This window comes from Solibacillus silvestris (assembly GCF_051967575.1).
Lineage (GTDB): Bacteria > Bacillota > Bacilli > Bacillales_A > Planococcaceae > Solibacillus > Solibacillus silvestris_B.
On record NZ_JBQCJW010000012.1, the window covers coordinates 12,482 to 37,427 of the forward strand.

At 40.9% G+C, this 24,946-nt stretch carries 27 protein-coding genes; 1 reads left to right on the top strand and 26 read right to left on the bottom strand.

Annotation, left to right across the window (positions count from 1 at the left end):
* The first annotated feature begins 15 nt into the window (after positions 1 to 15).
* Entirely contained in the window at positions 16 to 444 is a 429-nt protein-coding gene (locus tag ACTHOQ_RS09685) for a YwpF family protein (protein ID WP_440495793.1), read from the top strand.
* Between the two features lie 1,000 nt (positions 445 to 1,444).
* On the opposite strand, the gene ACTHOQ_RS09690 is transcribed toward ACTHOQ_RS09685, so the two are convergent.
* The 26 genes from ACTHOQ_RS09690 to glyA form a co-directional block, all read right to left on the bottom strand.
* Entirely contained in the window at positions 1,445 to 1,822 is a 378-nt protein-coding gene (locus tag ACTHOQ_RS09690) for a hypothetical protein (protein ID WP_440495794.1), read from the bottom strand.
* Between the two features lie 103 nt (positions 1,823 to 1,925).
* The gene (locus tag ACTHOQ_RS09695) at positions 1,926 to 2,309 is read right to left on the bottom strand and encodes a hypothetical protein (RefSeq protein ID WP_440495796.1); all 384 of its coding nucleotides are present in this window, start codon (positions 2,307 to 2,309) and stop codon (positions 1,926 to 1,928) included.
* A gap of 241 nt (positions 2,310 to 2,550) precedes the next feature.
* On the bottom strand, positions 2,551 to 2,988 hold the full coding sequence (gene fabZ / locus ACTHOQ_RS09700) for a 3-hydroxyacyl-ACP dehydratase FabZ (protein ID WP_440495797.1): 438 nt from the start codon (positions 2,986 to 2,988) through the stop codon (positions 2,551 to 2,553).
* A 199-nt stretch (positions 2,989 to 3,187) separates the two neighbouring features.
* Positions 3,188 to 3,478 (bottom strand): DNA-directed RNA polymerase subunit beta, encoded by a 291-nt coding sequence (locus tag ACTHOQ_RS09705; RefSeq protein ID WP_440495798.1) that lies wholly within the window; start codon positions 3,476 to 3,478, stop codon positions 3,188 to 3,190.
* A 25-nt stretch (positions 3,479 to 3,503) separates the two neighbouring features.
* The gene (locus ACTHOQ_RS09710) at positions 3,504 to 4,343 is read right to left on the bottom strand and encodes a flagellar hook-basal body protein (protein ID WP_440495799.1); all 840 of its coding nucleotides are present in this window, start codon (positions 4,341 to 4,343) and stop codon (positions 3,504 to 3,506) included.
* A gap of 64 nt (positions 4,344 to 4,407) precedes the next feature.
* Positions 4,408 to 5,250, bottom strand: a complete 843-nt coding sequence (locus ACTHOQ_RS09715) for a flagellar hook-basal body protein (RefSeq protein WP_440495800.1) — start codon at positions 5,248 to 5,250, stop codon at positions 4,408 to 4,410.
* Positions 5,251 to 5,320: 70 nt separating this feature from the next.
* On the bottom strand, positions 5,321 to 6,313 hold the full coding sequence (locus ACTHOQ_RS09720; RefSeq protein ID WP_440495801.1) for a rod shape-determining protein: 993 nt from the start codon (positions 6,311 to 6,313) through the stop codon (positions 5,321 to 5,323).
* 192 nt (positions 6,314 to 6,505) lie between these two features.
* Positions 6,506 to 6,772, bottom strand: coding sequence for a sporulation transcriptional regulator SpoIIID (locus tag ACTHOQ_RS09725; RefSeq protein ID WP_440495802.1), 267 nt, complete (start codon positions 6,770 to 6,772; stop codon positions 6,506 to 6,508).
* Positions 6,773 to 7,055: 283 nt separating this feature from the next.
* A complete protein-coding gene (locus tag ACTHOQ_RS09730; RefSeq protein ID WP_440495803.1) occupies positions 7,056 to 7,706 on the bottom strand; it encodes a peptidoglycan DD-metalloendopeptidase family protein in 651 nt (216 codons plus the stop codon).
* A gap of 49 nt (positions 7,707 to 7,755) precedes the next feature.
* On the bottom strand, positions 7,756 to 8,601 hold the full coding sequence (gene spoIID / locus ACTHOQ_RS09735) for a stage II sporulation protein D (protein ID WP_440495804.1): 846 nt from the start codon (positions 8,599 to 8,601) through the stop codon (positions 7,756 to 7,758).
* Positions 8,602 to 9,429: 828 nt separating this feature from the next.
* Positions 9,430 to 9,573: a hypothetical protein gene (locus ACTHOQ_RS09740; protein ID WP_440495805.1), complete on the bottom strand. Its 144-nt coding sequence runs from the start codon at positions 9,571 to 9,573 to the stop codon at positions 9,430 to 9,432.
* Positions 9,574 to 9,649: 76 nt separating this feature from the next.
* On the bottom strand, positions 9,650 to 10,951 hold the full coding sequence (murA, locus tag ACTHOQ_RS09745) for a UDP-N-acetylglucosamine 1-carboxyvinyltransferase (protein WP_440495806.1): 1,302 nt from the start codon (positions 10,949 to 10,951) through the stop codon (positions 9,650 to 9,652).
* A 520-nt stretch (positions 10,952 to 11,471) separates the two neighbouring features.
* The gene (locus ACTHOQ_RS09750; RefSeq protein ID WP_440495807.1) at positions 11,472 to 11,714 is read right to left on the bottom strand and encodes a DUF1146 family protein; all 243 of its coding nucleotides are present in this window, start codon (positions 11,712 to 11,714) and stop codon (positions 11,472 to 11,474) included.
* Positions 11,715 to 11,857: 143 nt separating this feature from the next.
* Positions 11,858 to 12,265 carry a F0F1 ATP synthase subunit epsilon gene (locus ACTHOQ_RS09755; protein ID WP_440495808.1) on the bottom strand — a complete coding sequence of 136 codons (408 nt, stop codon included), beginning with the start codon at positions 12,263 to 12,265 and terminating at the stop codon, positions 11,858 to 11,860.
* A 23-nt stretch (positions 12,266 to 12,288) separates the two neighbouring features.
* Positions 12,289 to 13,704 (bottom strand): F0F1 ATP synthase subunit beta, encoded by a 1,416-nt coding sequence (atpD, locus tag ACTHOQ_RS09760; protein ID WP_440495809.1) that lies wholly within the window; start codon positions 13,702 to 13,704, stop codon positions 12,289 to 12,291.
* Positions 13,705 to 13,753: 49 nt separating this feature from the next.
* The gene (gene atpG / locus ACTHOQ_RS09765; RefSeq protein WP_440495811.1) at positions 13,754 to 14,611 is read right to left on the bottom strand and encodes an ATP synthase F1 subunit gamma; all 858 of its coding nucleotides are present in this window, start codon (positions 14,609 to 14,611) and stop codon (positions 13,754 to 13,756) included.
* A gap of 103 nt (positions 14,612 to 14,714) precedes the next feature.
* Entirely contained in the window at positions 14,715 to 16,223 is a 1,509-nt protein-coding gene (atpA, locus tag ACTHOQ_RS09770) for a F0F1 ATP synthase subunit alpha (protein WP_440495812.1), read from the bottom strand.
* A gap of 29 nt (positions 16,224 to 16,252) precedes the next feature.
* On the bottom strand, positions 16,253 to 16,789 hold the full coding sequence (locus tag ACTHOQ_RS09775; RefSeq protein WP_440495813.1) for a F0F1 ATP synthase subunit delta: 537 nt from the start codon (positions 16,787 to 16,789) through the stop codon (positions 16,253 to 16,255).
* Positions 16,786 to 17,307: a F0F1 ATP synthase subunit B gene (atpF, locus tag ACTHOQ_RS09780; protein ID WP_440495815.1), complete on the bottom strand. Its 522-nt coding sequence runs from the start codon at positions 17,305 to 17,307 to the stop codon at positions 16,786 to 16,788. The genes ACTHOQ_RS09775 and atpF overlap by 4 nt, the downstream gene beginning before the upstream one ends.
* A 167-nt stretch (positions 17,308 to 17,474) precedes the next feature.
* Positions 17,475 to 17,699 carry a F0F1 ATP synthase subunit C gene (gene atpE, locus ACTHOQ_RS09785; protein WP_440495816.1) on the bottom strand — a complete coding sequence of 75 codons (225 nt, stop codon included), beginning with the start codon at positions 17,697 to 17,699 and terminating at the stop codon, positions 17,475 to 17,477.
* Between the two features lie 78 nt (positions 17,700 to 17,777).
* On the bottom strand, positions 17,778 to 18,518 hold the full coding sequence (gene atpB / locus ACTHOQ_RS09790; RefSeq protein ID WP_440495817.1) for a F0F1 ATP synthase subunit A: 741 nt from the start codon (positions 18,516 to 18,518) through the stop codon (positions 17,778 to 17,780).
* Positions 18,519 to 18,555: 37 nt separating this feature from the next.
* Positions 18,556 to 18,921 (bottom strand): ATP synthase subunit I, encoded by a 366-nt coding sequence (locus tag ACTHOQ_RS09795; RefSeq protein WP_440495819.1) that lies wholly within the window; start codon positions 18,919 to 18,921, stop codon positions 18,556 to 18,558.
* Between the two features lie 702 nt (positions 18,922 to 19,623).
* The gene (wecB, locus tag ACTHOQ_RS09800; protein WP_440495820.1) at positions 19,624 to 20,778 is read right to left on the bottom strand and encodes a non-hydrolyzing UDP-N-acetylglucosamine 2-epimerase; all 1,155 of its coding nucleotides are present in this window, start codon (positions 20,776 to 20,778) and stop codon (positions 19,624 to 19,626) included.
* Between the two features lie 99 nt (positions 20,779 to 20,877).
* Positions 20,878 to 21,507, bottom strand: coding sequence for a uracil phosphoribosyltransferase (gene upp / locus ACTHOQ_RS09805; protein ID WP_440495822.1), 630 nt, complete (start codon positions 21,505 to 21,507; stop codon positions 20,878 to 20,880).
* 157 nt (positions 21,508 to 21,664) lie between these two features.
* Positions 21,665 to 23,488: a putative bifunctional diguanylate cyclase/phosphodiesterase gene (locus ACTHOQ_RS09810; protein WP_440495824.1), complete on the bottom strand. Its 1,824-nt coding sequence runs from the start codon at positions 23,486 to 23,488 to the stop codon at positions 21,665 to 21,667.
* A 176-nt stretch (positions 23,489 to 23,664) separates the two neighbouring features.
* Positions 23,665 to 24,909, bottom strand: coding sequence for a serine hydroxymethyltransferase (glyA, locus tag ACTHOQ_RS09815; protein ID WP_440495825.1), 1,245 nt, complete (start codon positions 24,907 to 24,909; stop codon positions 23,665 to 23,667).
* Positions 24,910 to 24,946 lie beyond the last annotated feature (37 nt).

Consider the following 24,946-nt stretch of genomic DNA (forward strand, 5'->3'; position numbering starts at 1 on the left):
GGGAGGAATGTATATTTGAAGACTTTTAAAATGCTCGCTTTCGATTTATTGCTTGACGATGAAATTAAAAAAATCCCTTTAATTGATGGCATTATTATTAATCAGGAAAATAGCCATCAGCTTTGGATTTTAGAGCTCTTTACATCAAATACGTATCATGACTTTTTTCAACATTTCATCACATCCGGCGAAGTTTTGGATGCACGCGCCATCATTTCGCTTCCAGATAATGAACCTGCGCCTTTTTCCGTTGTTGTCCATTCCATTACGACTTTAGATGATAAAATTTCCGTGCTTATAAAAGGACGTTTGAAAGCACAGCGCAAAAAATATGCCGAGCAATTATTGGGACAGCTGCTCGAAGAAGGCTTGCGCAATGATGAGCTTCTTGCCGCATTTGAACAAGGTATGCGCAACCGTCCGTCATTGAAGCAACAAAAATAAAAAGCATGGCGCTCGATCTTGAATTTCGAATGCCATGTTTTTTTATGAAATTAGTTTTATTCCATATTGAATGAAATGAAATCGGCATTTTGCTTAAATGAATTGTGTGAAACCGCAATTTCGGCAGCATTTGCCAAGTTTCCCTGCACATTGTATAGTCAAGGCGAAGGTGAAGTTAGTGCAAAAATCAAGGCATTATCTTTATACAGAAGTGTTGTCTGAAAGAATTTTGCTCCAGGATATGGAAGCAAGCGCAATCCAGCAAGCGTTTCACCGATTGGAGGGTGGGCTATCAGGAGAAGTGAAGCTAAAGCAAACCCCTTCCGATTACTTTTTTAACACAAATCATCGACTACTCTGCAATTTTGAATGTGTAAATGAAAATGGCTTTTCTCATCAGATGGACGCTATATTAGTAAGGACACTGAAATTCTGTCCTCTTAATTAGGAACTTCAATTTCGAATGTACAGTTTTTTTATTTGCTGGCTGAAATGAAAATCCCCGGAGAAATCCAGAAGTATTTTAAGCAAAGCGGCAAGACGGTATAAAGAGGCGGATTCCCGCAGCAGAGATGAAGTGACCCGCTATACCGGTTCGGAAATCATTTTAAGTATCCTCTCTAATAAAATAGACGGAAAAATTCCCCTTATTCAGAAAATACAATGAAAAAATGCCTCAATAGACGGAGAAATTCCGCCTATTGACCTGAAAAACATGAAAAAAGAGGATTTTTCTTTGCATAACCGGAAAATCTCCCCTTATTTCCCCTGAAACGAGCCATCTTGGGCAAATAAGCGGAAAATCTCCGCTTAATTTTATCGATTTTTAAATAAGTTGAAGATTAAACTTTTTCTTCCTCACACACAAATGAATTTTCACTGAAATTGAGGATTATGTTAACAAGTTCTACTTCTTTTTATATGTTGCACACCCCGAATAATACTCCCGCACCCAAAAAAAGAAACCAGCATCCTAAATGAACGCTGATTTCCTTTTTCTTTAATGGTTATCTACTTTGTCTTTATCATTTCGGTCTTCTTTGTCCTCGATTATATCTTCTTGGTTGACGGATGGTGCGCCTGGTGCTGTTACGCCGTTGTCACCATTAGGACCGCTTGAGCCGTCTGGTACGTTCGTGTTCGTATTATTGTCGATAGTGCTTTCATTCGTTTGGCCTTGACCATTTTGTCTGTTTGGATCGACAGTGTCTACAGTATCATCGATGGCATCACGCGTATCATCCATTACATCATTGACACCATTTTCGACATCCTGCACCGGTGTATCATCATTTCGGGCGTTGTCGTTGTCGTTTCTGTTACAGCCTACTAGAAGCAGCATCGAACAAAGCATGACAAACAGTGCTGATTTTCGCATAAAAAATCCCTCCTTTCCCATATGCAATCAATGATCAATCACATCAAGTGATCGTACATAGATTGCCCGGGAAAAGAAGGATCTATCCTACAAAAAAACACGGTTATTTTAATTTATCTTTCAAAAGCTGTTCAACATAAGCGGCTTCTGCTTTACAGTCAAATTTGTAATTCGTACCTAATTGTTTCTGTAATTGCGCAATTTCCTTCTTTTGCTTTTCTGTTGGCTCTTCATTTAAAATTTTTGAAATGACTTCATCCATTTTCTTGGCGATCTCTTCATGAAACTCCGTGCTCAGTAAAACGTCTGCCGGCACTTTTTCAATCCAAGCAGCATTTTCCTTAAAGTAGTTTTGCCAGCTCGCCATATAGTCTTCCATGGAAAATTTATCTTCATCCCAGCCAATGCTTGCTAAATATGCTTCAAACGACGTCGAAATTGATCGAGTAATACTAATCTTTACGCCTGAAGACAGTTGTTTATACATCTATTTTAAAACCTCCTACGTTTAAAGCCAAAGTTCGCTCGTTGTTTATAGTTCATATATTTCGACGAAACGAGTATCTTGATCCAGCTTTGCGCTTTCACAAAGAATTCTCTTTTCGAATTGCTTAACTTGCCAGAAGCTTCTCTCTTATAGCAAGATTAGGTGGCTTCTGATGAAAGATGTTAAAGAATTTCTTCAACCTTTATATTTTATAATCTTTGTGCTATAAATGCAAATCGCGTCATTTCGGCTGTTCTGGCCCGATTGCAAATAAAATTTCGCATTCGCATGCAAGCTCGCCGTCCACTGTTGCAATACCGCGGCCTTTCCCCATTTGACCGCGCAATTTTAAAAATTCGACTTCCAGCTTCAATTGATCGCCCGGCACAACTTGGCGCTTGAAACGGCAATTGTCAATACCTGTCAAAAATACGAGACGACCTTTAAATTGTGGTGCCTTTAAAAGGGCAACACCGCCTACTTGTGCCAATGCCTCTACGATCAATACACCCGGCATTACCGGATAGCCAGGGAAATGTCCGTTGAAAAACTCTTCATTAATCGAAACATTTTTTAAGCCAAGTGCACGCTTTCCTTCTTCAATTTCCAGAATGCGATCGACTAATAAAAATGGATAGCGGTGCGGTAATATATTTTGAATTTGCTCTGCGTTCAACAAAAAAATCCCCCTCATTCACTCTGTAATATTATGTATATAATATTTCACTTTTATGTATTAACTTATAGAACAACACAATATGGAGAAAAAGTACACTATTTTGCGGCTTTTGCTCCCTATTCATTTCAAAAGGCGAAATGAGATTTTACTTTTTTCGTTGCAAAGGGATTGCTCGGAAATGACCTTCCCGACAATCCCTCTACTCTTTCCCATTCATAATATCGAGAAGATGCTGCCATGTGTCCCATTTAAGAACATCGGACGCTGCACCGTCTCCAATAATACTATAGCCGACATGGAGACCTGAATATGCCGCAGCTACAAATATAAGGAGCACAAGTATAATTCGCAGCCAAATGGGAATTAGACGAAGCTGGACCCAGCGAACAGGCTGATCCGTATTTTGCTCGGAAACTTCCCTTAAGCTACGTCTAGTCTTTTTTGCTGTAGGCTCTTGTTGCTCAACTCGTCTATCTAACTCATTTGTCATAAAATTTCTCCCTCGGAAATACCGCTTAGCGAATACCGTTGATCAACCCAAGCATTTGGTCCGCAATCGTTATCGCACGTGTATTGAATTGATACGAGCGCTGTGCCTGAATTAAATTTGTCAGCTCTTTTGATACATCTACGTTCGACATCTCAAGCGCACCTTTTTGAATGCCCACTTGACGATTTGCGCCCTGTAAATTTGTTAAAACCTGCTGCTCTGTATAGCCTAGCTCATCCAGGTTTTCCGGTAAGCCGATATATGTGCCGCCTTGCAGCTTTTCCATTACTTGCGGCTTTTGCAAAGATGTAATTCCCAATTGGAACTTTAATGTTGTGCCATTTTCATAGCTTGCCACTAAAGAGCCGTCCGAATCCATCGTAAACCGTGATACATCGTCCGGGAATGTAATCGGCTGGCCATTTGCATCTGCCACTTGATATCCATCACCATTGACCAATGTGACGATTCCAGGTTCAGTCGGTGTTACGTAGAAGCTGCCGTTACGTGTGTAAGCTGTTTGCACTTCACCTTCATCATTTTGCATCAACACATTAAAATATTGGTTTTTCGTCGTTAAGGCAAAGTCCAGATCACGGTTTGTTGTTTGGATTGAGCCTTGAGTCTGGTTTGATTGGATGGAGCCGATTTGTGCCCCGACACCATACCGGATGCCTACAGGTGTATCGCGCACAGTGCGGTCATATTCATCGTTATTAAACTGCTGATAAAGCATTTCCGTAAAATTCGCTTGCTGTGCTTTATATCCATGTGTATTGCTGTTTGCGATATTTGTGCTTATTGTATCTAACTGATGCTGAATTTGTGACAATGTATTTGTCGCTGTATTCATTGTGCGTAACATTTGTTGTACCTCCCTATTATACGAAAATTCGACGGCTAATGAAAATAATTCACCATTTCCTTATTTAGTTAACGCGTCCAATTTCGTTTACGGCTTTATCCATGCTTTTATCGTATGCCTGCAATACTTTTTGGTTTGCTTCAAATGCGCGATATGCTGTCAAAAGGTCTGTCATTGCTTTGGATGCGTCGACATTCGAACCTTCCAAATACTGCTGCTGCATCGAGAACTGAACATTTGCCTGTCCGTAGGCTGAAGGTAAATCGGCACCGTCCAACGTATTGAATAAACCATTATCACGCTTTACAAGCACATCAGGATTTTCGGAAAATGCGACACCTAATGTTCCGACCTGCACATTGTTTTCGTCAAAAATCGCACCGTCCGAACTAATGCGAATATTGTCATTTTCAAATTGTAAACGCTCGCCGTTCGCATCTAATACGAATAGTCCTTGAGGGTTTACTAAATTGCCTTGCCCGTCCATCGTGAAATTCCCGTTGCGTGTATAGCTTTCTGTCCCTGTTTCATTTTCAAGACGGAAGAAAATTTGCCCGGAGTTGCCTGAAGCCGCGTCGATTGGCAAAGAGCTATTAATCAATGCCACATCTGTCGTCAAGCCAGTCGAATAAATCTGGCCTTGTGTTTGATTCGGCATCGTCTCCTGCAAATACACACCGGCATTAAGCGCGCCCACTGGGTTCAGCTTTTTTAATGAAAAGCCCTTTTCGGTAGGTATTGTCGTTGAACTTACAGCGGACATTAACATATCCGGGAACGAGCGAATTGTCGTTTGCTCTGATTTGAAGCCAGGCGTGTATGCATTGGCCATATTATTTGTTAAAATTTCTGTTTTGCGTTGTTGTGCCACCATTCCTGTAGCTACTGTATAAAAACCTTTAAACACCCGCTTCACCTCTAATTACGTCGTATTTATAGTTTATCGGCAAAAATAGAATAATCATTAGTATTTACGCTTATTTATTAACGGCGCGGTCAATATTGTCCAGCATGATGCCTGTGCCGACCGCTACACAGTTCATCGGATTTTCCGCGATGAATACCGGCACTTTCAGCTCCTCAATCAGCAATGTGTCAATTCCATGCAATAATGCGCCGCCGCCTGTTAAAATAACGCCTCTGTCAATAATGTCGGCCGATAATTCAGGCGGCGTCTTTTCCAATACATTTTTCGCTGCCTGCACAATCATGCCTACAGACTCGCGCAATGCATGCTCTATCTCTTCTGAATGAATTTCGATTGTGCGAGGCAATCCTGTTACCATATCACGGCCGCGGATTTCCATTGAATCTTTGCGTCCGCCCGGGAATACTGTGCCGATCGTTGTTTTAATATCTTCCGCTGTACGTTCACCGATCAACAGCTTGTATTCTTTCTTTATGTATTGCAAGATGTCATTGTCGAATACATCCCCTGCGATTTTAATCGATTCGCTCGTTACGATATCCCCCATCGATAACACTGCTACATCCGTTGTACCTCCACCGATATCAACGACCATATTACCGCTTGGCTGGAAAATATCCATTCCTGCTCCGATTGCCGCCACTTTAGGCTCTTCTTCTAAATATACCTTTTTGCCGCCTGACTTTTCGGCCGCTTCACGAATTGCTTTTTGCTCTACCGATGTAATGTTTGTCGGACAGCAAATTAAAATGCGCGGCTTCGACAGAAAACCTTTTAAGTCCAATTTATTAATAAAATGCTTTAACATTGCTTCTGTTACATCAAAGTCTGCGATCACTCCATCTTTTAATGGGCGAATCGCTATAATATTCCCTGGTGTACGTCCCACCATTTGACGCGCCTCTTCACCGACTGCCAATACTTTGCTTGTCTTTTTATCAATTGCTACTACAGCTGGCTCATTTAATACGATTCCTTTGCCTTTTAAATGAATGAGCACATTTGCAGTGCCTAAATCAATCCCAATATCTTTAGAAAACATGTTTCTTAATTCTCCTTCCACCGATTCCAACATGTATACGATTCTTTTATATCTCTATCTTAGTTATTTTATCATATACAGTACTGAATTACATCTATATTATGGGAAGGATTTTCCTTTCTTTTGGGTTTTTATGGCAGTTATTTTTATTTCCATTCACTCGAAAAAGCATTTAGTTGCTATAAAAACAAACTAAATGCTTTTTTCATATTGCCTTGTCATCCACTTTTTACGTGTTGCTTCACCACCGCGTAAATGGCGAATCGATTTGTTGTAAGATAATACCTGTTGTACTTGTAGCGCAAGTGGTTCATTCACTTGTTTTAGCCGCTCTGTCAAATCTTTGTGTACAGTACTTTTTGAAAATCCCGTCATTTTCGCGAGGGCACGCACGGTTTCCCCTGTCTCTATCAACAGTTCACCTAATCGAACGCAGCGTTGCCGAATATGTTCGTGCACGTCCTCTCCCTCTCTACCTCGAATATCAATTACGCCTCTGCGTAATTGTGTCCAGATTTTTTTTAGTCCACTCAAAAAGTTTCCTTTGAAAAATCCGTGACAACTGCCAGAGGCCTATCTTCATCCATCAGGCGTCACAGACAACTGTTGGATGAAGATTAAGAGCCTTGCTTTCTTAATATTTCACCTTATGTGAGTAGGCTCATATTTATTCGAGTTAGAATGGAAGAATCGATCATATCCTGCTAAAAAGTGTATCCGAATTTCTCCTAACCGCTATGGATTAAAAGGCTAAGTATTTTGTCGGATTCACTAATACGCCATCTTCCAGTACTTCAAAGTGTAAATGGATGCCTACAGTTGGATTCCATTCGTTTTCCTGTGATGTAGCAATTTGTTCACCTTGGGAAACCTGATCCCCTTGTTTAACAAGAATGTCCGCTACTGAGCTATAACGTGTTTGCATGCCGTTTGGATGCGTGAGCGTAATTGTATTGCCCGTAAATGTGTCCATTTTCACTTCTGTTACTTCCCCGCTCATCGCTGCTACTACTTCAAAGGGTTCGCTATTAATCCCGATAGATAGCCCTGTAGATGCCGTATAAATTTGGTTGAATACGAGCAGCGCATTTTCGCGTGTTGCTTCATCTTTCGTGACATCATAAAACTCCTGCAATATCGACACTTCATTTAAGTATTGTTCTTTGAATGGATACTTCAATGTTTCCAGAGTGGTTGATGTCGGAACAATCGTTTGCTCTCCTGGCGCGGATACTTCCTCCAACAGCTCTTGCTCCTGCTGACTTTCGTATAATGCATTAAAACTTAAAATAACTGCTACAATCATTAAAGCCATACTGCTGTACACGACCGGCCAAAACCACGGTCTTTGCATAAATGGTTTTTGAGAAGGCTTTCGTTTAACTTCTCTCATGTTCATCACCTCAAATGAAAGTGTGTACAGGAGAACAAAAAGTTAAACATCATTTTTTACAATAATTTATTGGCTGTAATATTGTGGATGGATAATAATGCGCAAGTATTTGTTCAGCGGTCGATCCGTTTTGCGCCATCGTGTTTGCCCCGTATTGACTCATTCCTACCCCATGCCCGTATCCATAAGTCGTAATCGTAATACCGGTTGCTGTGTGCTGCCATGTAAAATACGTGGAGCGCAAGTTAAGAAGTGTGCGGAAGTCCCGTCCAGACCATCTTTTCTTATGGATGGTAATTTGCTCGACACGGCTTGAGTCGTTATGATGGAGTTTAGCATTTTGAAGTTGGGCCTTCGTGAATTTTTGCTGCAGTTTTTTATTTAGCTGCTCGTATGTATAGTGTGTTTGTTCACTATTTAACTGTTCGGGCGAAGATGTCGCGATGAGATAAGGAATCGGATTGCCGCTATAGTTTTCGGCGGATTCTGTTTGTTGAAAGGATGCCGCATGGAACATCGCAGTGATGAGCTGGTCGTTATAGGTGAGTATTTGATTTGCTGTTTGCTGGACGGCTTCTGTGAGTTTTTGTTCGTTTTCCGCAAAAGCGGTCTGCCACTTTTGTTCGCGCAAATTTTTGTCATTATATACTTGATGTGCGGTCGTTGTGAGAATCGGTTTCTTGCCGAAGTTTGTTTGCTTTAATACGTAAGTACGGGCAGCGATTGCTTGTGCTTTTAATGCTTCCACATGAAAACTTGCAGGCATCTCTCCCGCGAGCACGCCGATTAGATAGTCATCGATAGGCACAGTCGTATTGTTCGTTTTAATAAGTAATTGACACGAATTCGTTTGCGAAGGTTCTGTTAAAGTAATGACAGGTTTTTTGGATTTCAAGGTGAGCGGGACTAAAAACAATAAAACACAGATGATAAATATAATCGTGAATTTTTTCATGTGACAGTATATGAGCGACTTGATGGAATATGAGTTGGAATATTTGAATATTATAGTTATTGAATAGGGCTGCTTGCTGGTCAATGATATGTGGAGAGACTGTTTTCGGGGAAGGAGATTCTATTTTTGGCGGGGAAGAGTGGCTCTGCTTTCGACGCGTGATTGTCTGATTTAGGGGGGAGTTCTACTTTCGCGGTGGAGAGGTTCTACTTTAAGAGTGGCGTTCTACTTTTCTTGGGAGTTGTTCTACTTCCGGACGGGAAAGTTCTACTTTTGCCCGGTGATTTTCTACTTTCGCGGTGGAGTTTTCTACTTTGAGGCTGGCGTTCTACTTTCGGGCGGAGGGGTTCTACTTTCTCCGGCATTTGTTCTACTTCCGGGCTAAAACTTTCTACTTTTGCCCGGTGATTTTCTACTTTCGCGGTGGAGTTTTCTACTTTATGGCTGGCGTTCTACTTTCGGGCGGAGAAGTTCTACTTTTGCCCGGTGATGTTCTACTTTCGCGGCGGAGTTTTCTACTTTAAGGCTGGCGTTCTACTTTCGGGCGGAGAAGTTCTACTTTCCCCGGCAGTTGTTCTACTTTAGGGCCGGAACTTTCTACTTTCTCCCGGTCACCTTCTACATTCGCGGGCGAGTTTTCTACTTTACGGCCGGCGTTCTACTTTCGGGCGGAGAAGTTCTATTTTCCCCGGCAGTTGTTCTACTTTAGGGCAGGAACCTTCTACTTTCTCCTGGTGATGTTCTACATTCGCGGCAGAGTTTTCTACTTTACGGCTGGCGTTCTACTTTCGGGCGGAGAAATTCTACTTTCACCGGCATTTGTTCTACTTTCGGGTGAAAACGTTCTACTTCCGGGCGAAAACTTTCTACTTCTATCCGGTCATGTTCTACTTTAAGCCCTAAGCTTTCCACTTTACCGCGCCCAGAGACGAAAAAAGCATTCAGAAAGCCGGTTCAACCGACTCTCCAAATGCACTAGCTCTATCAATTATACTGTAACAATCGTTTCTTGCAGGATTTCCTCTTCTGTATCGATACGTTCAATATGTGCACCTAATGAAGCTAATTTTTTGTGGAAATCCACATAGCCGCGGTCTAAATGATGCAATTTTGTTACGCGTGTTACGCCTTCGGAAACTAGGCCTGTTAAAATAAGTGCTGCAGCTGCGCGTAAATCCGTAGCTGAAACTTCGGCGCCTTGGAGGTTTTTGCCACCTTCTATAAATACAGAACGCCCTTCGATCTTTGCGTCTGCATTCATACGACGGAATTCTTCAACATGCATAAAACGATTTTCGAAAACTGTTTCCGTGATGATGCTCGTTCCGTTGGCTGTCAGCATTAATGCCATCATTTGTGATTGCATATCCGTCGGGAAACCTGGGTGTGGCATTGTTTTAATATCCACCGCTTTTAGTGGATCATTGGCACGTACACGTATGCCCTCATCTTCTTCTGTCACTTCAACGCCCATTTCACGCATTTTTGCAATTAATGCCGTCATATGCTCCGGCACCGCATTTTCGATTAATACATCGCCGCGCGTAATCGCTGCTGCTACCATAAAAGTACCTGCTTCGATACGGTCTGGAATAATATAATGCTCGCAACCTTTTAATTCTTTCACACCTTCAATGCGAATCGTATCAGTTCCTGCACCTATTACACGACCGCCCATCGCATTAATGAAGTTTGCCAAATCCACTATTTCAGGCTCTTTTGCAGCATTTTCAATAATTGTCGTACCTTTTGCAAGTGCTGCCGCCGTCATTATATTTTCTGTAGCTCCGACACTTGGGAAGTCCAAATAAATTTCTGCGCCTTGCAGTTCATCCTTTACCTTGGCTTCCACAAAACCGTGGCCAAAAGAAATCTCGGCGCCCATCGCTTCAAAGCCTTTTAAATGAAGTTCGATTGGACGGGAGCCGATTGCACACCCGCCTGGCAATGCTACACGTGCATAGCCATTGCGTGCCAATAGTGAACCCATCACTAAAATGGAAGCTCGCATTTTACTTACAAACTCAAATTGCGCTTCGCTTGATAGCTTCATAGAGGCATCGATGATCATTTCATTCTTTTCGACATTGAATTCTACAATGGCATTTAAACTTTTTAAAACTTCTCCGATTGTACCTACATCCGCTAAGTTCGGTACATCTTTAATCATATTTTTATTTTTAGAAGCTAATAGAGAAGCAGCTAAAATCGGCAATACAGCATTTTTTGCGCCTTCCACGCGTACTGTACCTTTTAGCGTCTGACCCCCAGTAACAATAATTCTCTCCACAATTCGTCCCTCCGAATTCAATTCTCATATAATAAATGAATAAGTTCAATTAACTTCTTTTAGTAGAATTCCCCCATCTCTTTAGATGACGGGAAAAATGCAAGTGTTCACCTTTTTCTGTCGGTGTCCAAGCACTTATACTAAAGGAGTTAAAGCCCCGGCGGATATCCCGAATTCGGATATAATTACGCTGGGGCGCAATTAACTTCAAATTATTTTAAACTTCATTTGACTTCAATTTTACACACAAAAATATACTACATGTATTGGTGCTGCAATTCAAGCACCCAAATCACTATTTTAAGCTAATTTTCCGGAAATGGCTATTAAATTATAATACGCAGTGCCGCTATTTAATGTGAATAGACAGTTTTTCACATTAAAGATCATCTTTAAATAACTACCCAAAACATGTAATATTGCAAACGTTTACTATTTCCTAGGAAATTTTTATTTCTTGGAGCGAAAAATAAGCTGTTATTCCCCCCTACAAGAAATAAAACTGCTTTTATTTCCTGTTCTAGTTGAAAATATAGGGAATTGTTTGTGACCAATTTAAGAAATCCAGAAAAAAATCGGCAACGGTTGAGCCGATCACGATGCTCATAAATATATAAAAGAGCTGTATTTGAAAAGTCTTTCCTTTTTTAAATAATTGTTCAATCCGCAGTCCCTGCAATGCATATAATGAAATTCCTATAAATATAATATATGCCAATACATTGACAAGCGCTTGCTGACCCGCTTCTGCATATAAATCCATTTTTCCGCTCCTTTTTTAACAGATCGAACATATTTCATGCAATATGACAGTAAATTTTATGTTCTATATGTCCAGTTCCTCGGAAGCTTGCCACACCCATGAAAAAAAGCGAGCAGATATACTCTGCCCGCTCGTCATCAAATTTAGATGTTACCCTCATGAACGTTGATACGATTCACCGCACGTTTTAATGCTAAATCGGCGCGTTTGAAATCGATGTCATCTTGTTTCTTTTGAAGGCGACCTTCAGCACGAGCTAAAGCTTCTTTAGCGCGTGCAATATCGATAGAAGAAGCAACTTCTGCAGAAGGAGCTAAAATCGAAATTTTATCAGGACGAACTTCAATGAAACCACCGCTAATCGCTGCAACTTCAGTAGTGCCATCTGCTTTTTTAAGCTTCACTGCACCGATTGCAAGTGGAGCAACCATAGGAATATGGCCAGCTAAGACACCAATTTCACCTGAAGTCGTTTTAGCGATTACCATCGTTACTTCTGAATCGTATACTGGGCCGTCGGGAGTGACAATATTGACTGTAACTGTCTTCATATTTTTTCCTCCTCGTCAGCTAATTAAACTTGTACGCCCATTTCTTTAGCTTTCGCTACTACTTCATCAATTGAACCAACTAAACGGAATGCATCTTCTGGTAAGTGATCCCATTTGCCATCAAGAATTTCCTTGAATGAACGAACAGTTTCTTTAACCGGTACATAAGAACCTTTTTGACCAGTGAATTGCTCCGCTACGTGGAAGTTTTGAGATAAGAAGAACTGAATGCGGCGTGCGCGTTCCACTGTTTGTTTATCTTCGTCAGATAACTCATCCATACCTAAAATAGCGATGATATCTTGCAATTCACGGTAACGTTGGATTGTACGTTGAACACCAGTAGCGATTGCATAGTGTTCTGGTCCAACGATTTCTGGTGATAATGCACGAGAAGTCGAAGCTAATGGGTCTACTGCTGGGTAGATACCCATTTCAGATAATTTACGCTCAAGGTTTGTAGTTGCATCTAAGTGGGCGAAAGTTGTAGCCGGAGCCGGGTCAGTATAGTCATCGGCTGGTACGTAAATCGCTTGAATAGAAGTTACAGAACCTTTTGTAGTAGATGTGATACGTTCTTGTAATTTACCCATTTCAGTAGCAAGAGTTGGCTGGTAACCTACCGCTGATGGCATACGGCCTAATAGGGCAGAAACCTCAGAACCTGCTTGTGTGAAACGGAAAATGTTGTCGATGAATAAAAGCACGTCTGCACCTTGCTCATCACGGAAGAATTCAGCCATAGTCAAGCCAGTTAAAGCTACACGCATACGTGCACCAGGTGGCTCATTCATTTGACCGAATACCATCGCAGTTTGTTTGATTACGCCTGAATCTGTCATCTCGAAGAATAAGTCGTTCCCTTCACGAGTACGCTCACCTACACCCGCGAATACAGAAATACCTGCGTGCTCTTGTGCGATGTTGTTGATTAGTTCTTGGATTAATACTGTTTTACCTACGCCGGCACCACCGAATAGACCGATTTTACCACCTTTGATGTATGGTGCTAATAAGTCTACTACTTTGATGCCTGTTTCAAGGATTTCTACAGTAGTTGATAATTCATCGAATGTTGGTGCTTCGCGGTGAATTGAATCACGACGAACTTCAGCAGGAATCTCTTCACCTAAGTCGATTACTTCACCAAGTACGTTAAATACGCGACCTAATGTAGCTTCACCAACTGGTACTGAGATTGGTGCTCCTGAGTTTGTTACTTCTGCTCCACGTTGTAAACCGTCAGTAGATGACATGGCAATCGTACGAACAGAATCGTCACCTAAGTGAAGCGCTACTTCTAATGCAAGAGTAGTTGGAGCTTCGTTAGGACGTTCGATTGTAACTGTTAATGCGTTATAAATATCTGGTAATTGACCATTAGCAAACTTTACGTCTACTACTGGACCCATTACTTGAAGAACGTGTCCTTTGTTCATTACTTTGTACCCTCCTATCGTATTCTTATACGACATTGGGGAGTGCGCCCTATTCTAAGGCAGCAGCTCCACCAACGATTTCTGTAATTTCTTGTGTAATCGCCGCTTGACGTGCACGGTTATATTGCAGAGAAAGGTCTGCGATAAGATCGTTTGCGTTGTCTGTAGCGTTTTTCATTGCTGTCATACGCGCTGAATGTTCACTCGCTTTTCCGTCTAATAAAGCGCCGTAAATTAAGCTTTCCGCATATTGTGGAAGTAATACTTCTAAAATCGCTTCGCCTGATGGCTCAAATTCATAAGAAGCATTGCTTGATGAAGGTGCAATATCAGTTAAAGGAAGAACTTTTTTCACAGTCACTTCGTTTTGAATTGCAGATACGAAGTGATTGTAGTACATATAAAGTTCATCATATGTACCGTCAATGAACATACCAACAGCATTACGAGCGATTTCTTTAATATCGGCAAATGATGGTTGGTCTGGTAGAGCAACTACATCTGCGATAACATTGTGTCCACGCTTTACAAAGTAATCACGAACAACACGACCTACTGCCAATACTACGTACTCATCTTTAGATTTGTGACGTTCATTGATTGTGCTTTGAATTTCACGTAGGATGCTTGAGTTGTAAGCACCCGCTAAACCACGGTCAGAACCGATGACTAAGTAAGCTGTTTTCTTAACAGGACGAGAAGTTAACATTGGATGCCCGCTGTCTTTTGTACCTGATGCGATTGCGCCTACTACGTCCTGGATTTTTTCCATGTATGGAACGTAAGACTTGGCATTTTGCTCTGCACGACGTAACTTGGAAGAAGAAACCATCTGCATCGCTTTTGTAATTTGTTTCGTTGACTTTGTAGAGTTAATACGACCTTTAATTTCGCGTAAGTTTACCACTGGTATTTCACCACCTTTTGATTTTTATCGAGTTCTTAACATAAAGCGTTGTTCAGTTATTCACGCGACGTACGAAACGTGCACGTGAAAAACCGGTCAATTCTTACTCAGATTTAGCGAAAGACTTTTTAAACTCGTTAAGAGCTTCAACGTACTCAGCATCTGGAGCAAGTTCTTTAGTTGTGCGAACATGATCTAAAACATTTGTGTGGTTTGTATCTAACCAGCTTAAGAATTCGTTTTCGAAACGAACGATATCTTGTACTGGAATATCATCTAAATGACCTTTAGTTAATGCATAAAGGATAGCAACTTGTTTTTCAACTTTAAGAGGTTTGTTTAAGTCTTGTTTTAAAACTTCAACTGTACGTTTACCGCGCTCTAATTTAGAAAGCGTGATTGCGTCCAAGTCAGATCCGAACTGAGCGAATGACTCTAACTCACGGAAAGCCGCTAAGTCAAGACGTAATGTACCCGCTACTTTTTTCATCGCTTTGATTTGAGCAGAACCACCTACACGTGATACTGATAAACCAGCGTTGATCGCAGGACGTACACCTGAGTTGAATAAATCAGATTGTAAGAAGATCTGACCATCTGTAATTGAGATTACGTTTGTTGGGATATATGCAGAGATATCGCCCGCTTGCGTTTCTACGAATGGAAGCGCTGTAATCGAACCGTTTTTGTATGTTTCATTTAACTTCGCAGCACGCTCTAAAAGGCGGCTGTGTAAGTAGAATACGTCACCAGGGTAAGCTTCACGACCTGGAGGACGGCGTAGAAGAAGTGAAAGTTCACGGTATGCTGATGCTTGTTTTGATAAGTCATCATACACGATTAATACGTGTTTGCCATCTAACATGAATTCTTCTGCCATAGATACACCTGCAAATGGAGCAAGGTATAGAAGTGGTGCTGGTTGTGATGCAGACGCTGTTACAACGATTGTGTATTCTAATGCGCCATGCTTACGGAAAGTTTCAACTACATTACGTACAGTTGATTCTTTTTGTCCGATTGCTACATAGATACAAATCATATCTTCGCCTTGTTGGTTTAAAATTGTATCGATTGCTACAGAAGTTTTACCAACTTGACGGTCACCGATGATCAGCTCACGTTGACCACGACCGATTGGCACTAAAGCGTCGATCGCTTTAATACCTGTTTGTAATGGCTCATGTACTGATTTACGTGCCATTACGCCGAAAGCCGGACTTTCGATTGGACGAGATTTTGTTGTGTTGATTGGACCTAATCCATCCACTGGCATACCAAGTGGGTTTACAACACGACCAATTAGTGCTTCACCAACTGGTACTTCCATAATACGACCTGTACGACGAACCTCATCGCCTTCTTTGATGCCTAGGTAGTCACCTAAAATTACGATACCAACGTTACCTTCTTCTAGGTTTTGTGCCATACCCATAACACCGTTTGAGAACTCTAAAAGCTCTCCAGCCATGGCGTTGTCGAGGCCATGAGCACGAGCGATACCGTCACCAACAGTGATAACTGTACCTACTTCGCTTACTTTTAATTCCGATTGATAACCTTCAATCTGCTGTTTAATCAGACTGCTGATTTCTTCAGCTTTGATGCCCATGTATGTTCACCTCTCACATTTCTTAAGATTTAGCTAACTAATACTCGTTTCAAGTCCTCTAGCTTAGACGCTACAGTGCTGTCGAAAATGTAGTTGCCGATTTGAACGCGTACGCCACCAATTAATGACGCATCGATAATGTTTGTAATATTAAGTTGCCCTTTGCCGACTAACTTGCCGAAAGCAGCAGAAATTTCCGCACGCTCCTCCGCTGTCAATTCACGCGTCGAGAAAACTTTTGCATCCGCAGAGCCTTGAGCAGCTGCCGCTAATGCTTGATACTGTTCTGCTACAGCCGGTAATTCGTTTAAACGTTTCTTTTCAATTAAGAATTGAATCATGTTTACTACAATTGGCTGTGCCCCAGTTAAAATTTGAGCGATAAGCTCTTTCTTGCGGTCTGTAGAGATTTTTGGAGCAGTAAGCAATGCCATAAACTCATCGTTTGAAGCTAATACTGTTTTGATCTCACGCAAATCCGCACCTACTTCAGCAAGTAGATTTTGCTTTAACGCTAATTCGAAAATTGCTTGTGCATAGCGATTTGCTACAGTCGATTGACTCATTTCGCCTCGCCTGCCTTCGCAATCGTTTCTTTAATTAATGCGCTATTGTCCGCTTCGGAAATTTCTTTCCCAAGAACTTTAGACGCAGCAAGCACTGATAATGAAACGACTTCTTCACGTACAGCAGCGATTGCTTTTTCTTTCTCTGCTTCGATATCGCGAACAGCAGATTCTTTTAGACGGTTTGCTTCAGCGCGTGCAGTCACAACGATTTCCTCGCGTGTTGCTTCGCCTTGCTTTTTAGCGTTCTCAATAATTGATTGCGCTTCTGTGCGAGCTTCTTTAAGAAGGCTCTTTTGTTCTTCTAATAGTGCCTGTGTTTCTTTTTTAGCTTTGTCGGCTGCATCGATTCCGCTTGCAACCAACTCTTCACGCTCACGCATGATACCCATTAAAGGACCCCAAGCGAACTTTTTAAGAAGTACCATTAATCCGATGAAGATAACTAATGTTGCTACAATATCCCCTAAGTTAATGGTATTAGCACCTGCACCTAGCACTAGATAGTCTAAAAACACGATTGTTTCACTCCCTTCAAGAGTTTGAATAGAAATCTATATTTTGTCATACTTTTTGTTCAGATTTAATATTTAATAAAAAAGGGTATACCTTTTTTATACAAAACTAATGGCGAAGGGTTTCAAAAGAATTCTACTTCGCCACTGGTAATAATCTTTTGTTCAGATTATTGATTCATTACGATGAATGCTACTACTACTGCGATGATCGGTAATGCTTCTACTAACGCAACCCCGATGAACATAACTGTTTGAAGTGCGCCGCGTGCTTCTGGTTGACGAGCGATACCTTCTACTGTTTTTGAAACGATAAGACCGTTACCAATACCTGCACCTAGTGCTGCTAAACCGATTGCGATTGCCGCTGCTAATAAACCTAATGAACCTGTCATGATTAAATATCCTCCTTGGATTATGTTGTTTTTTTTTGATTCAAATTGCCGCACTGCATTGAATGCGGAAATTTATAATTAATGGTCTGTACTCACTTTGTGAGCCATATATACCATTGTTAACATTGTGAAAATGAAAGCTTGGATAAACCCGATGAAAATCGAGAATCCCATCCAGGCCATCATCGGTACAATTGCACCTACGAAGCCAAATATAGTTGCGCCTGCTAAACCTCCTAGTAAACCTAGCAAGATTTCGCCGGCATAGATGTTACCGTAAAGACGTAGGCCAAGAGTTAGCGTATTGGCGAACTCCTCGATAACTTTTAGCGGGAACATAAATGACATTGGCTGGAAGAATGTTTTAGCATAACCGCCTGTACCTTGCATTTTCACACCATAGTACTGAGTTAAAACTAGAACCATCGACGCTAATGTCATTGTAACTACTGGATCGGCTGTTGGTGATTTCCACCATAAGTATTCATGCCCATCTCCCGAAAAGTACAGGATACCGCCCAATGGCAAGCCAAGTAAATTGGAAACCGCTATGAACATGATTAATGTAATACCTAGAATGTGGAAGCGACCGCCTGTTTTCCAGTCCATGTTGCTCTTAATAATATTTTTCACGAAATCCATAACCCATTCCATGAAGTTTTGCATGCCAGTCGGTTTTAACGCTAGTCTGCGAGTTGAAACAAAGGCGATTAAAAATACGATGGCTGCTGCTACTAAAAGAGTAAACACTGTAGATAAGTTGAAAGTAAGCGTCATAAAGCCTAAATCCACGTCTAGCTCTGGAGCTGTATGATTCATTTCTGCATTCACCTCTCTTTCAAATGCACTTTAATGGCTATTTTTTATGATGTACGAGTCTTTCTACTACTAAAAAGATGTACGGAATCATCAGCCCAATGACCGTGCTTATTAAGTGAAAATATTGTGGCAACGATATTGCGATTGCGACTGCGGCAACACCTGATCCAAAGCGAAGCGCTGTACCGATAGATGCTACTTTTGTCCCTTCACTAATGGAACGGTCAAATTTTTCCATACGTCGAACTAATATCCAAAAGTTATACGTACCAAAGAACGCACCTAGGGCTATACCAGCAAATATAGAATCATATGGCGAAAATCCCCAGCCTAACGCACAAACAGCAAGCAAAAAAAAGAACGCTTTCTTCTGCATTGCGAAAATGTGATGCAAATTTAGCATTGGCAATTAATCTCCTGAAACTTTTTTCGAGTAAAGAAAGTGTTCATCGACCATTAAATGAATTTAAAGTGTAGTGAATGCACTACAAAATCAGAGGCCGTTACAAGTAATAAATAATTTTTACTATAGACAAATTCCATAGCGTCCATTCATTTCATACTTCTAAATGTCTCTTAATTTTCATGGACTATTATCCAGACGCATAAAAACGTTGCAAATTGACGAGTTCCGTTTCAACTGTCAATCTAGTAGAAACTTGATATAACAAGTGTTTCAACGTCTTCAGACTAGACGAAACCCTTATCATTCTTACCCTTTGTAAGCATACAATAGGGGGTTTTTGATGTCAATTAGTAATGGTGAAAAACTTCACACAGTTACATTCCTTGTCAAATTGTTGACAAATTTGTGTATAGTTATGCATTATTATTTTGTGCATTTTTTCACAAAAGCTGAAATTCGCTATTTCAAGCCAATTTTCCATTGCCCTTTATATTGAATATAAAAGAAAAATTTTTTTATAGAAATTGTTGCTAATTTAGCTGTTGACAACAAAAAAGTGAGTCTATCCTCTATTACACCGTTCCAAAATTAGTGAATTTTAGTAGTTGTCCGGCATATCCCACATTATATAAAAACGCGATTGGCGGAGACTAACAATCAGCGGGGATATATAAATTCCCCACCGATTGAAGTTTCGTTTTATCTTGTTTCCGCTTTTTCGATAATTTCTTCCACTAGTTGCTTTTGGGCGAATTTCAATAATGCTTCCACAATGCGTTCCGATGCAAGTCCGTCTCCATAAGGGTTTGATGCATGGGCCATTGCTTCATAAGTCGCTTCGTTTGTTAAAAGCTCTTTCGCCATTGAATAAATTACTTCCTCATCTGTCCCTGCAAGCTTTAACGTTCCTGCTGCAATACCTTCCGGACGCTCGGTTGTATCGCGAAGTACTAATACAGGCTTCCCTAATGATGGCGCTTCTTCTTGCACGCCACCTGAGTCCGTCAAAATCATAAATGAACGGGCCGCGAAATTATGGAAATCGAACACTTCCAACGGCTCGATTAAATGGACGCGCGGATTATCACCTAAAATTTCGCTTGCGATTTCGCGAACGGCTGGATTCATATGCACCGGGTAGACAACTTGGATATCGTCATGCTCTTTTAACAGGCGCATAATCGCACGGAACATATTGCGCATCGGCTCCCCAAGGTTTTCGCGACGGTGGGCAGTCAATAATATCATGCGGTCTGTCCCCATTTTTTCGATCACCGGGTGTGTATAATGTTCAATGACCGTTGTTTTTAATGCATCGATCGCTGTATTTCCCGTTACAAAAATCGCTTCTGCCGGCTTATTTTCCTTTAATAAGTTAGCGCGGGATTGTTCTGTTGGCGCAAAATGCAAATCTGCCATTACGCCTGTTAATTGGCGGTTCATCTCTTCTGGATAAGGAGAATATTTTTGGCCTGTGCGCAATCCTGCTTCCACATGCGCAATCGCAATTTGGTTGTAAAATGCAGCCAAGCTTCCGATAAATGTTGTCGCTGTGTCTCCATGCACTAATACGATATCTGGTTTTGCCTCTTTCATTACACGATCCAGACCGATTAGCGCATTTGTTGCCACATCCACTAAAGTTTGTCGATCTTTCATAATGTTCAGGTCATAATTTGGTGTAATGTTGAATGTTTCCAATACTTGATCGAGCATTTGTCTATGCTGAGCCGTCACTGTCACAATCGATTCAATTTCTTCCGGATGCTTTTCCAGCTCCAACACAAGCGGGGCCATTTTAATTGCTTCTGGACGCGTTCCAAAAATAGTCATAACTTTAAACTTTTTCGTCATCATTCTTCTCCTTGTCTAATCTATAGTAGCGACTGTTCAATACTGCCGCTGTATAAGATAAAACGCCCGCAACTAGCGTACGGACGTCTCGTTTATTTATTATTTTGTCCCGAATAAACGATCTCCGGCATCACCTAAGCCTGGTACGATATAGCCGTGGTCATCCAATTTTTCGTCTAAAGATGCAATGTAAATATCTACATCAGGGTGCAATTTTTGAATTTCTTCCACACCTTCTGGAGCTGCGATAAGGCACATGAATTTAATGCTTTTAGCACCGCGTTTTTTCAGTGAGTTGATCGCTTCAACAGCTGAACCACCCGTTGCCAGCATCGGGTCGACAATAATGAAGTCGCGCTCTTCAACATCAGCAGGAAGTTTTGCGTAATATTCTACCGGCTTTAATGTTTCCGGGTCACGGTAAAGTCCGATATGCCCTACTTTCGCTGCTGGGATTAGTTTTAATACGCCATCGACCATTCCGATACCCGCGCGCAAAATTGGCACGATTGCAATTTTCTTGCCTGATAGCACTTTTGCCTTTGCCTTCGTAACAGGTGTTTCCACTTCGATTTCTTCCAATGGCAATTCACGTGTAATTTCAAAAGCCATTAATGTTGCGACTTCATCAACTAACTCGCGGAATTCTTTCGTCCCTGTTTCTTTATCTCGAATATAAGTTAACTTATGTTGAATTAATGGGTGGTCAAATACGTATACTTTACTCACATTGACATCTCCTAACTGTTGTTTATCTAAAATAGTATAACAGAAAATAAAGTCAACGAAAACTCTCACAGCAATGTTTTAAAAAACGTCTTATTTTAGGCAAAAAGTGAAAAAGGACATATATCTCACTAGGATTAGCGAGTATATGCCCATCTATTCATTTTGTTCTTTTATTTTCCATGCGCAGCCGATCATATAGCTCGGTCGCTTCTTTAATCGGCAATGGCTTTGAAAAATAATATCCTTGTAAAACGTCACATCGGAGCTTTTTCAATATATCGGCTTGCTCCTGTGTCTCTACCCCCTCGGCTACAACAACCATATCCAGCATATGCGCAATCCGGATAATGGATTTAACGATTGTTTGTGTAGCGAGCTCTTCAATCTTTTGTGAAAAGCTCTGGTCTATTTTCAGCTCGCAAAACGAAAACTTCTGTAAGTAGCTGAGTGACGAATAGCCTGTTCCAAAATCATCGACACTTGTGGTCATCCCCATTTCCCGAAGTTCTGTTAAAATCTTTTTAGCATAGTCAAAATCAACCAATCCCATATTTTCTGTAATCTCGATAATTAAAAAACCCGGATCCGCATAGTATTTGCTGATCAACTGCTTAAGTTCCTTTATGAATAACGGATGATAGAAATGATCAGGCGATATATTGATTGCGACTGGGACAATGCGTTTCCCTTCAAATTGTCGCTGCTGCTGCCATTGCAGCACTTGCTCAAAAATTTGAAGCTCCAGCTCGCGGATCAAACCTGAACTTTCCGCTATTGGTATAAACTCTGCAGGTGAAACGAAGCCCAACTCAGGCGAAATCCACCTTGCCAGAGCTTCCATGCTCACAATCCGTCCTCGATGCAGCTCAAACTTCGGCTGGAAATACGCCTTGATCTCGTTGCGTTGGATCGCGGTTTTTAAATAATTCAATAAATTTAGTTCCCGTTCTAAATGCTGATTTGCTTGACCGATATAATAATTTGTATATGTACCGGACACTAATTTCGATTTCGTCAAAGCACTCTCGGCAAAACGGATCACATCATGATAAGAGCTCGAATGGTCAAATGGGGCGATACCGATTTTCAATGTAATGTAAATTTGTTTCCCGTCAATATAAAATGGATCATTGACAGCTTCAATAATAGATACTTTATATTTTGTATTTAATGGGTCGAACTTATCGGGTTTAAATATAATGAGCGACGAACTCGTAAAGCGCGCGATTTCACTGTTTTTGCTTGCGGGTAAACGTTTTATGCGCGCACCCAATTCTTTTAATAATTTTTCCCCGGCTGGACGTCCATACAATTCCACGATTTTCGAAAACTCCCCAGGCTCTACAATTTTTATTATGCCTGAATCATTTCGTTTTGTGTGCTCATCTATTAGCTTCAAAAATTGTGTGTAGCTGGGCAAATTCGTATGAGGGTCAATTAATGTAAGCCGTTCAATTTGATTTTGGGAAAGCTCAAGCTTATGTATAGTTTGAATGATTTTTTCGATTCTTTGCTCGAAACCACTTATGTTTATATGTTCGACCCTGTTCGATTGATAGTATATGACCAAAAAGCCGATCGCCTCTTTTTGCATTGTGTAGACAGGGATATAATAGCAGGCATCACACCCATTTTCGATTGCTTCCATATAAAAATTTTGATGAAGCTTCAATGATTTCATTTCGCTAAAACATAGCGTTTTCTTTTGATTTAGGAGTTCTTCGTAAAAGCATCGTTCCTCATCAGATAAGAAATCTTTGTTATTAGCTGGATTATGTACGTAACTGGAAGACAAAATGAGAGGTATTTGATTTTCTTTTATATACGTAAATGTGGAATACGTCGCATAAACAATATCAATTTCCCCGCATAAGCGCTTTACTTTTTCCGCGAAATTATTGTCTTCAACTATAATTTCATTAATATTTTCAAAAAATTGAAGCATTTTCTCAATTTGCCCGCTCTTCTTCATACCCTCCATTCGCAAAACACCTTTCTACTATTACTTTTTTACCCATATATCACTAGAATTATCATAATCTACTATATCGCATAAATTCAATATATAAATATGAATATTTCGATATTTCGCCTTATAAAGTCCTAGTAAAAAGCCTTTCCATCTATAAAAATATAGACAAAAAGGCTTGAAATTGTTTAAGCGTATAAAGGATATTTTGCTGTTAAAGCTTCGACGCGTTTACGGGCTTCTTCTTTCACCGCTGTATCTTCGTGGTTTTTAAGAACAAGCGCCATGATTTTTCCTACTTCAATAACATCCTCTTCCTTGAAACCACGGGAAGTTACCGCAGCTGTACCTACACGGATTCCTGATGTTACGAATGGAGATTCTGTATCGAATGGAATTGTGTTTTTGTTCGTTGTAATCGCCACTTCATCCAGTACATGCTCAGCAACTTTCCCTGTTAAGCCTAAAGACTTTACATTTAATAGAAGTAAATGGTTGTCTGTACCGCCTGATACGATTTCAACGCCTTCCTCCATTAGCGATTTTGCTAATGCAGCAGCATTTGCTTTAATTTGTTTTGCATAGTCTTTGAACTCCGGTTGCAGAGCTTCGCCAAATGACACTGCTTTTGCAGCGATGACATGCATTAATGGCCCGCCTTGAATACCCGGGAATACAGATTTATTTAATTCTTTTTCCCATTTTTCATCATTTGTCAAAATCATGCCGCCACGAGGACCGCGCAATGTTTTATGTGTTGTTGTCGTAACAAAATCCGCATATGGCACTGGGTTTTGGTGTTCGCCAGCAGCTACAAGGCCGGCGATATGCGCCATATCCACCATAAAGTATGCCCCTACTTCATCCGCGATTTCACGGAACTTTGCGAAGTCGATCGCGCGCGGGTAGGCAGATGCGCCTGCAACGATTAATTTTGGTTTTGAATCCAATGCTTTTTGACGAACATCTTCATAGTCAATCAAATTTGTATCTTCTGTCACACCGTACTCTACAAAGTTATAAAGAATACCAGAGAAGTTAACCGGTGAACCGTGTGTTAAGTGACCGCCGTGTGATAAGTTCATGCCAAGCACTGTATCGCCCGGTTTTAAAATTGTATGGTAAACCGCCATATTTGCTTGTGCGCCTGAGTGAGGCTGTACATTGACATAAGCTGCACCGAATAACTCTTTAGCACGGTCGCGCGCGATATTTTCCACTACGTCTACATGTTCACAGCCGCCATAGTAGCGTTTGCCTGGATAACCTTCAGCATATTTATTTGTAAGGTATGAGCCTTGCGCTTCCATTACAGCTTCTGATACGAAGTTTTCCGATGCGATCAGTTCGATGTTTGTATTTTGACGTTTTTTCTCCAATAGAATTGCGTCCAGGATTGCCTTGTCTTGTCCTGCTAACTTTTCAAATGCCATTTTTATAATCCTCCTAAATTTTGTTCCGGATATTGCC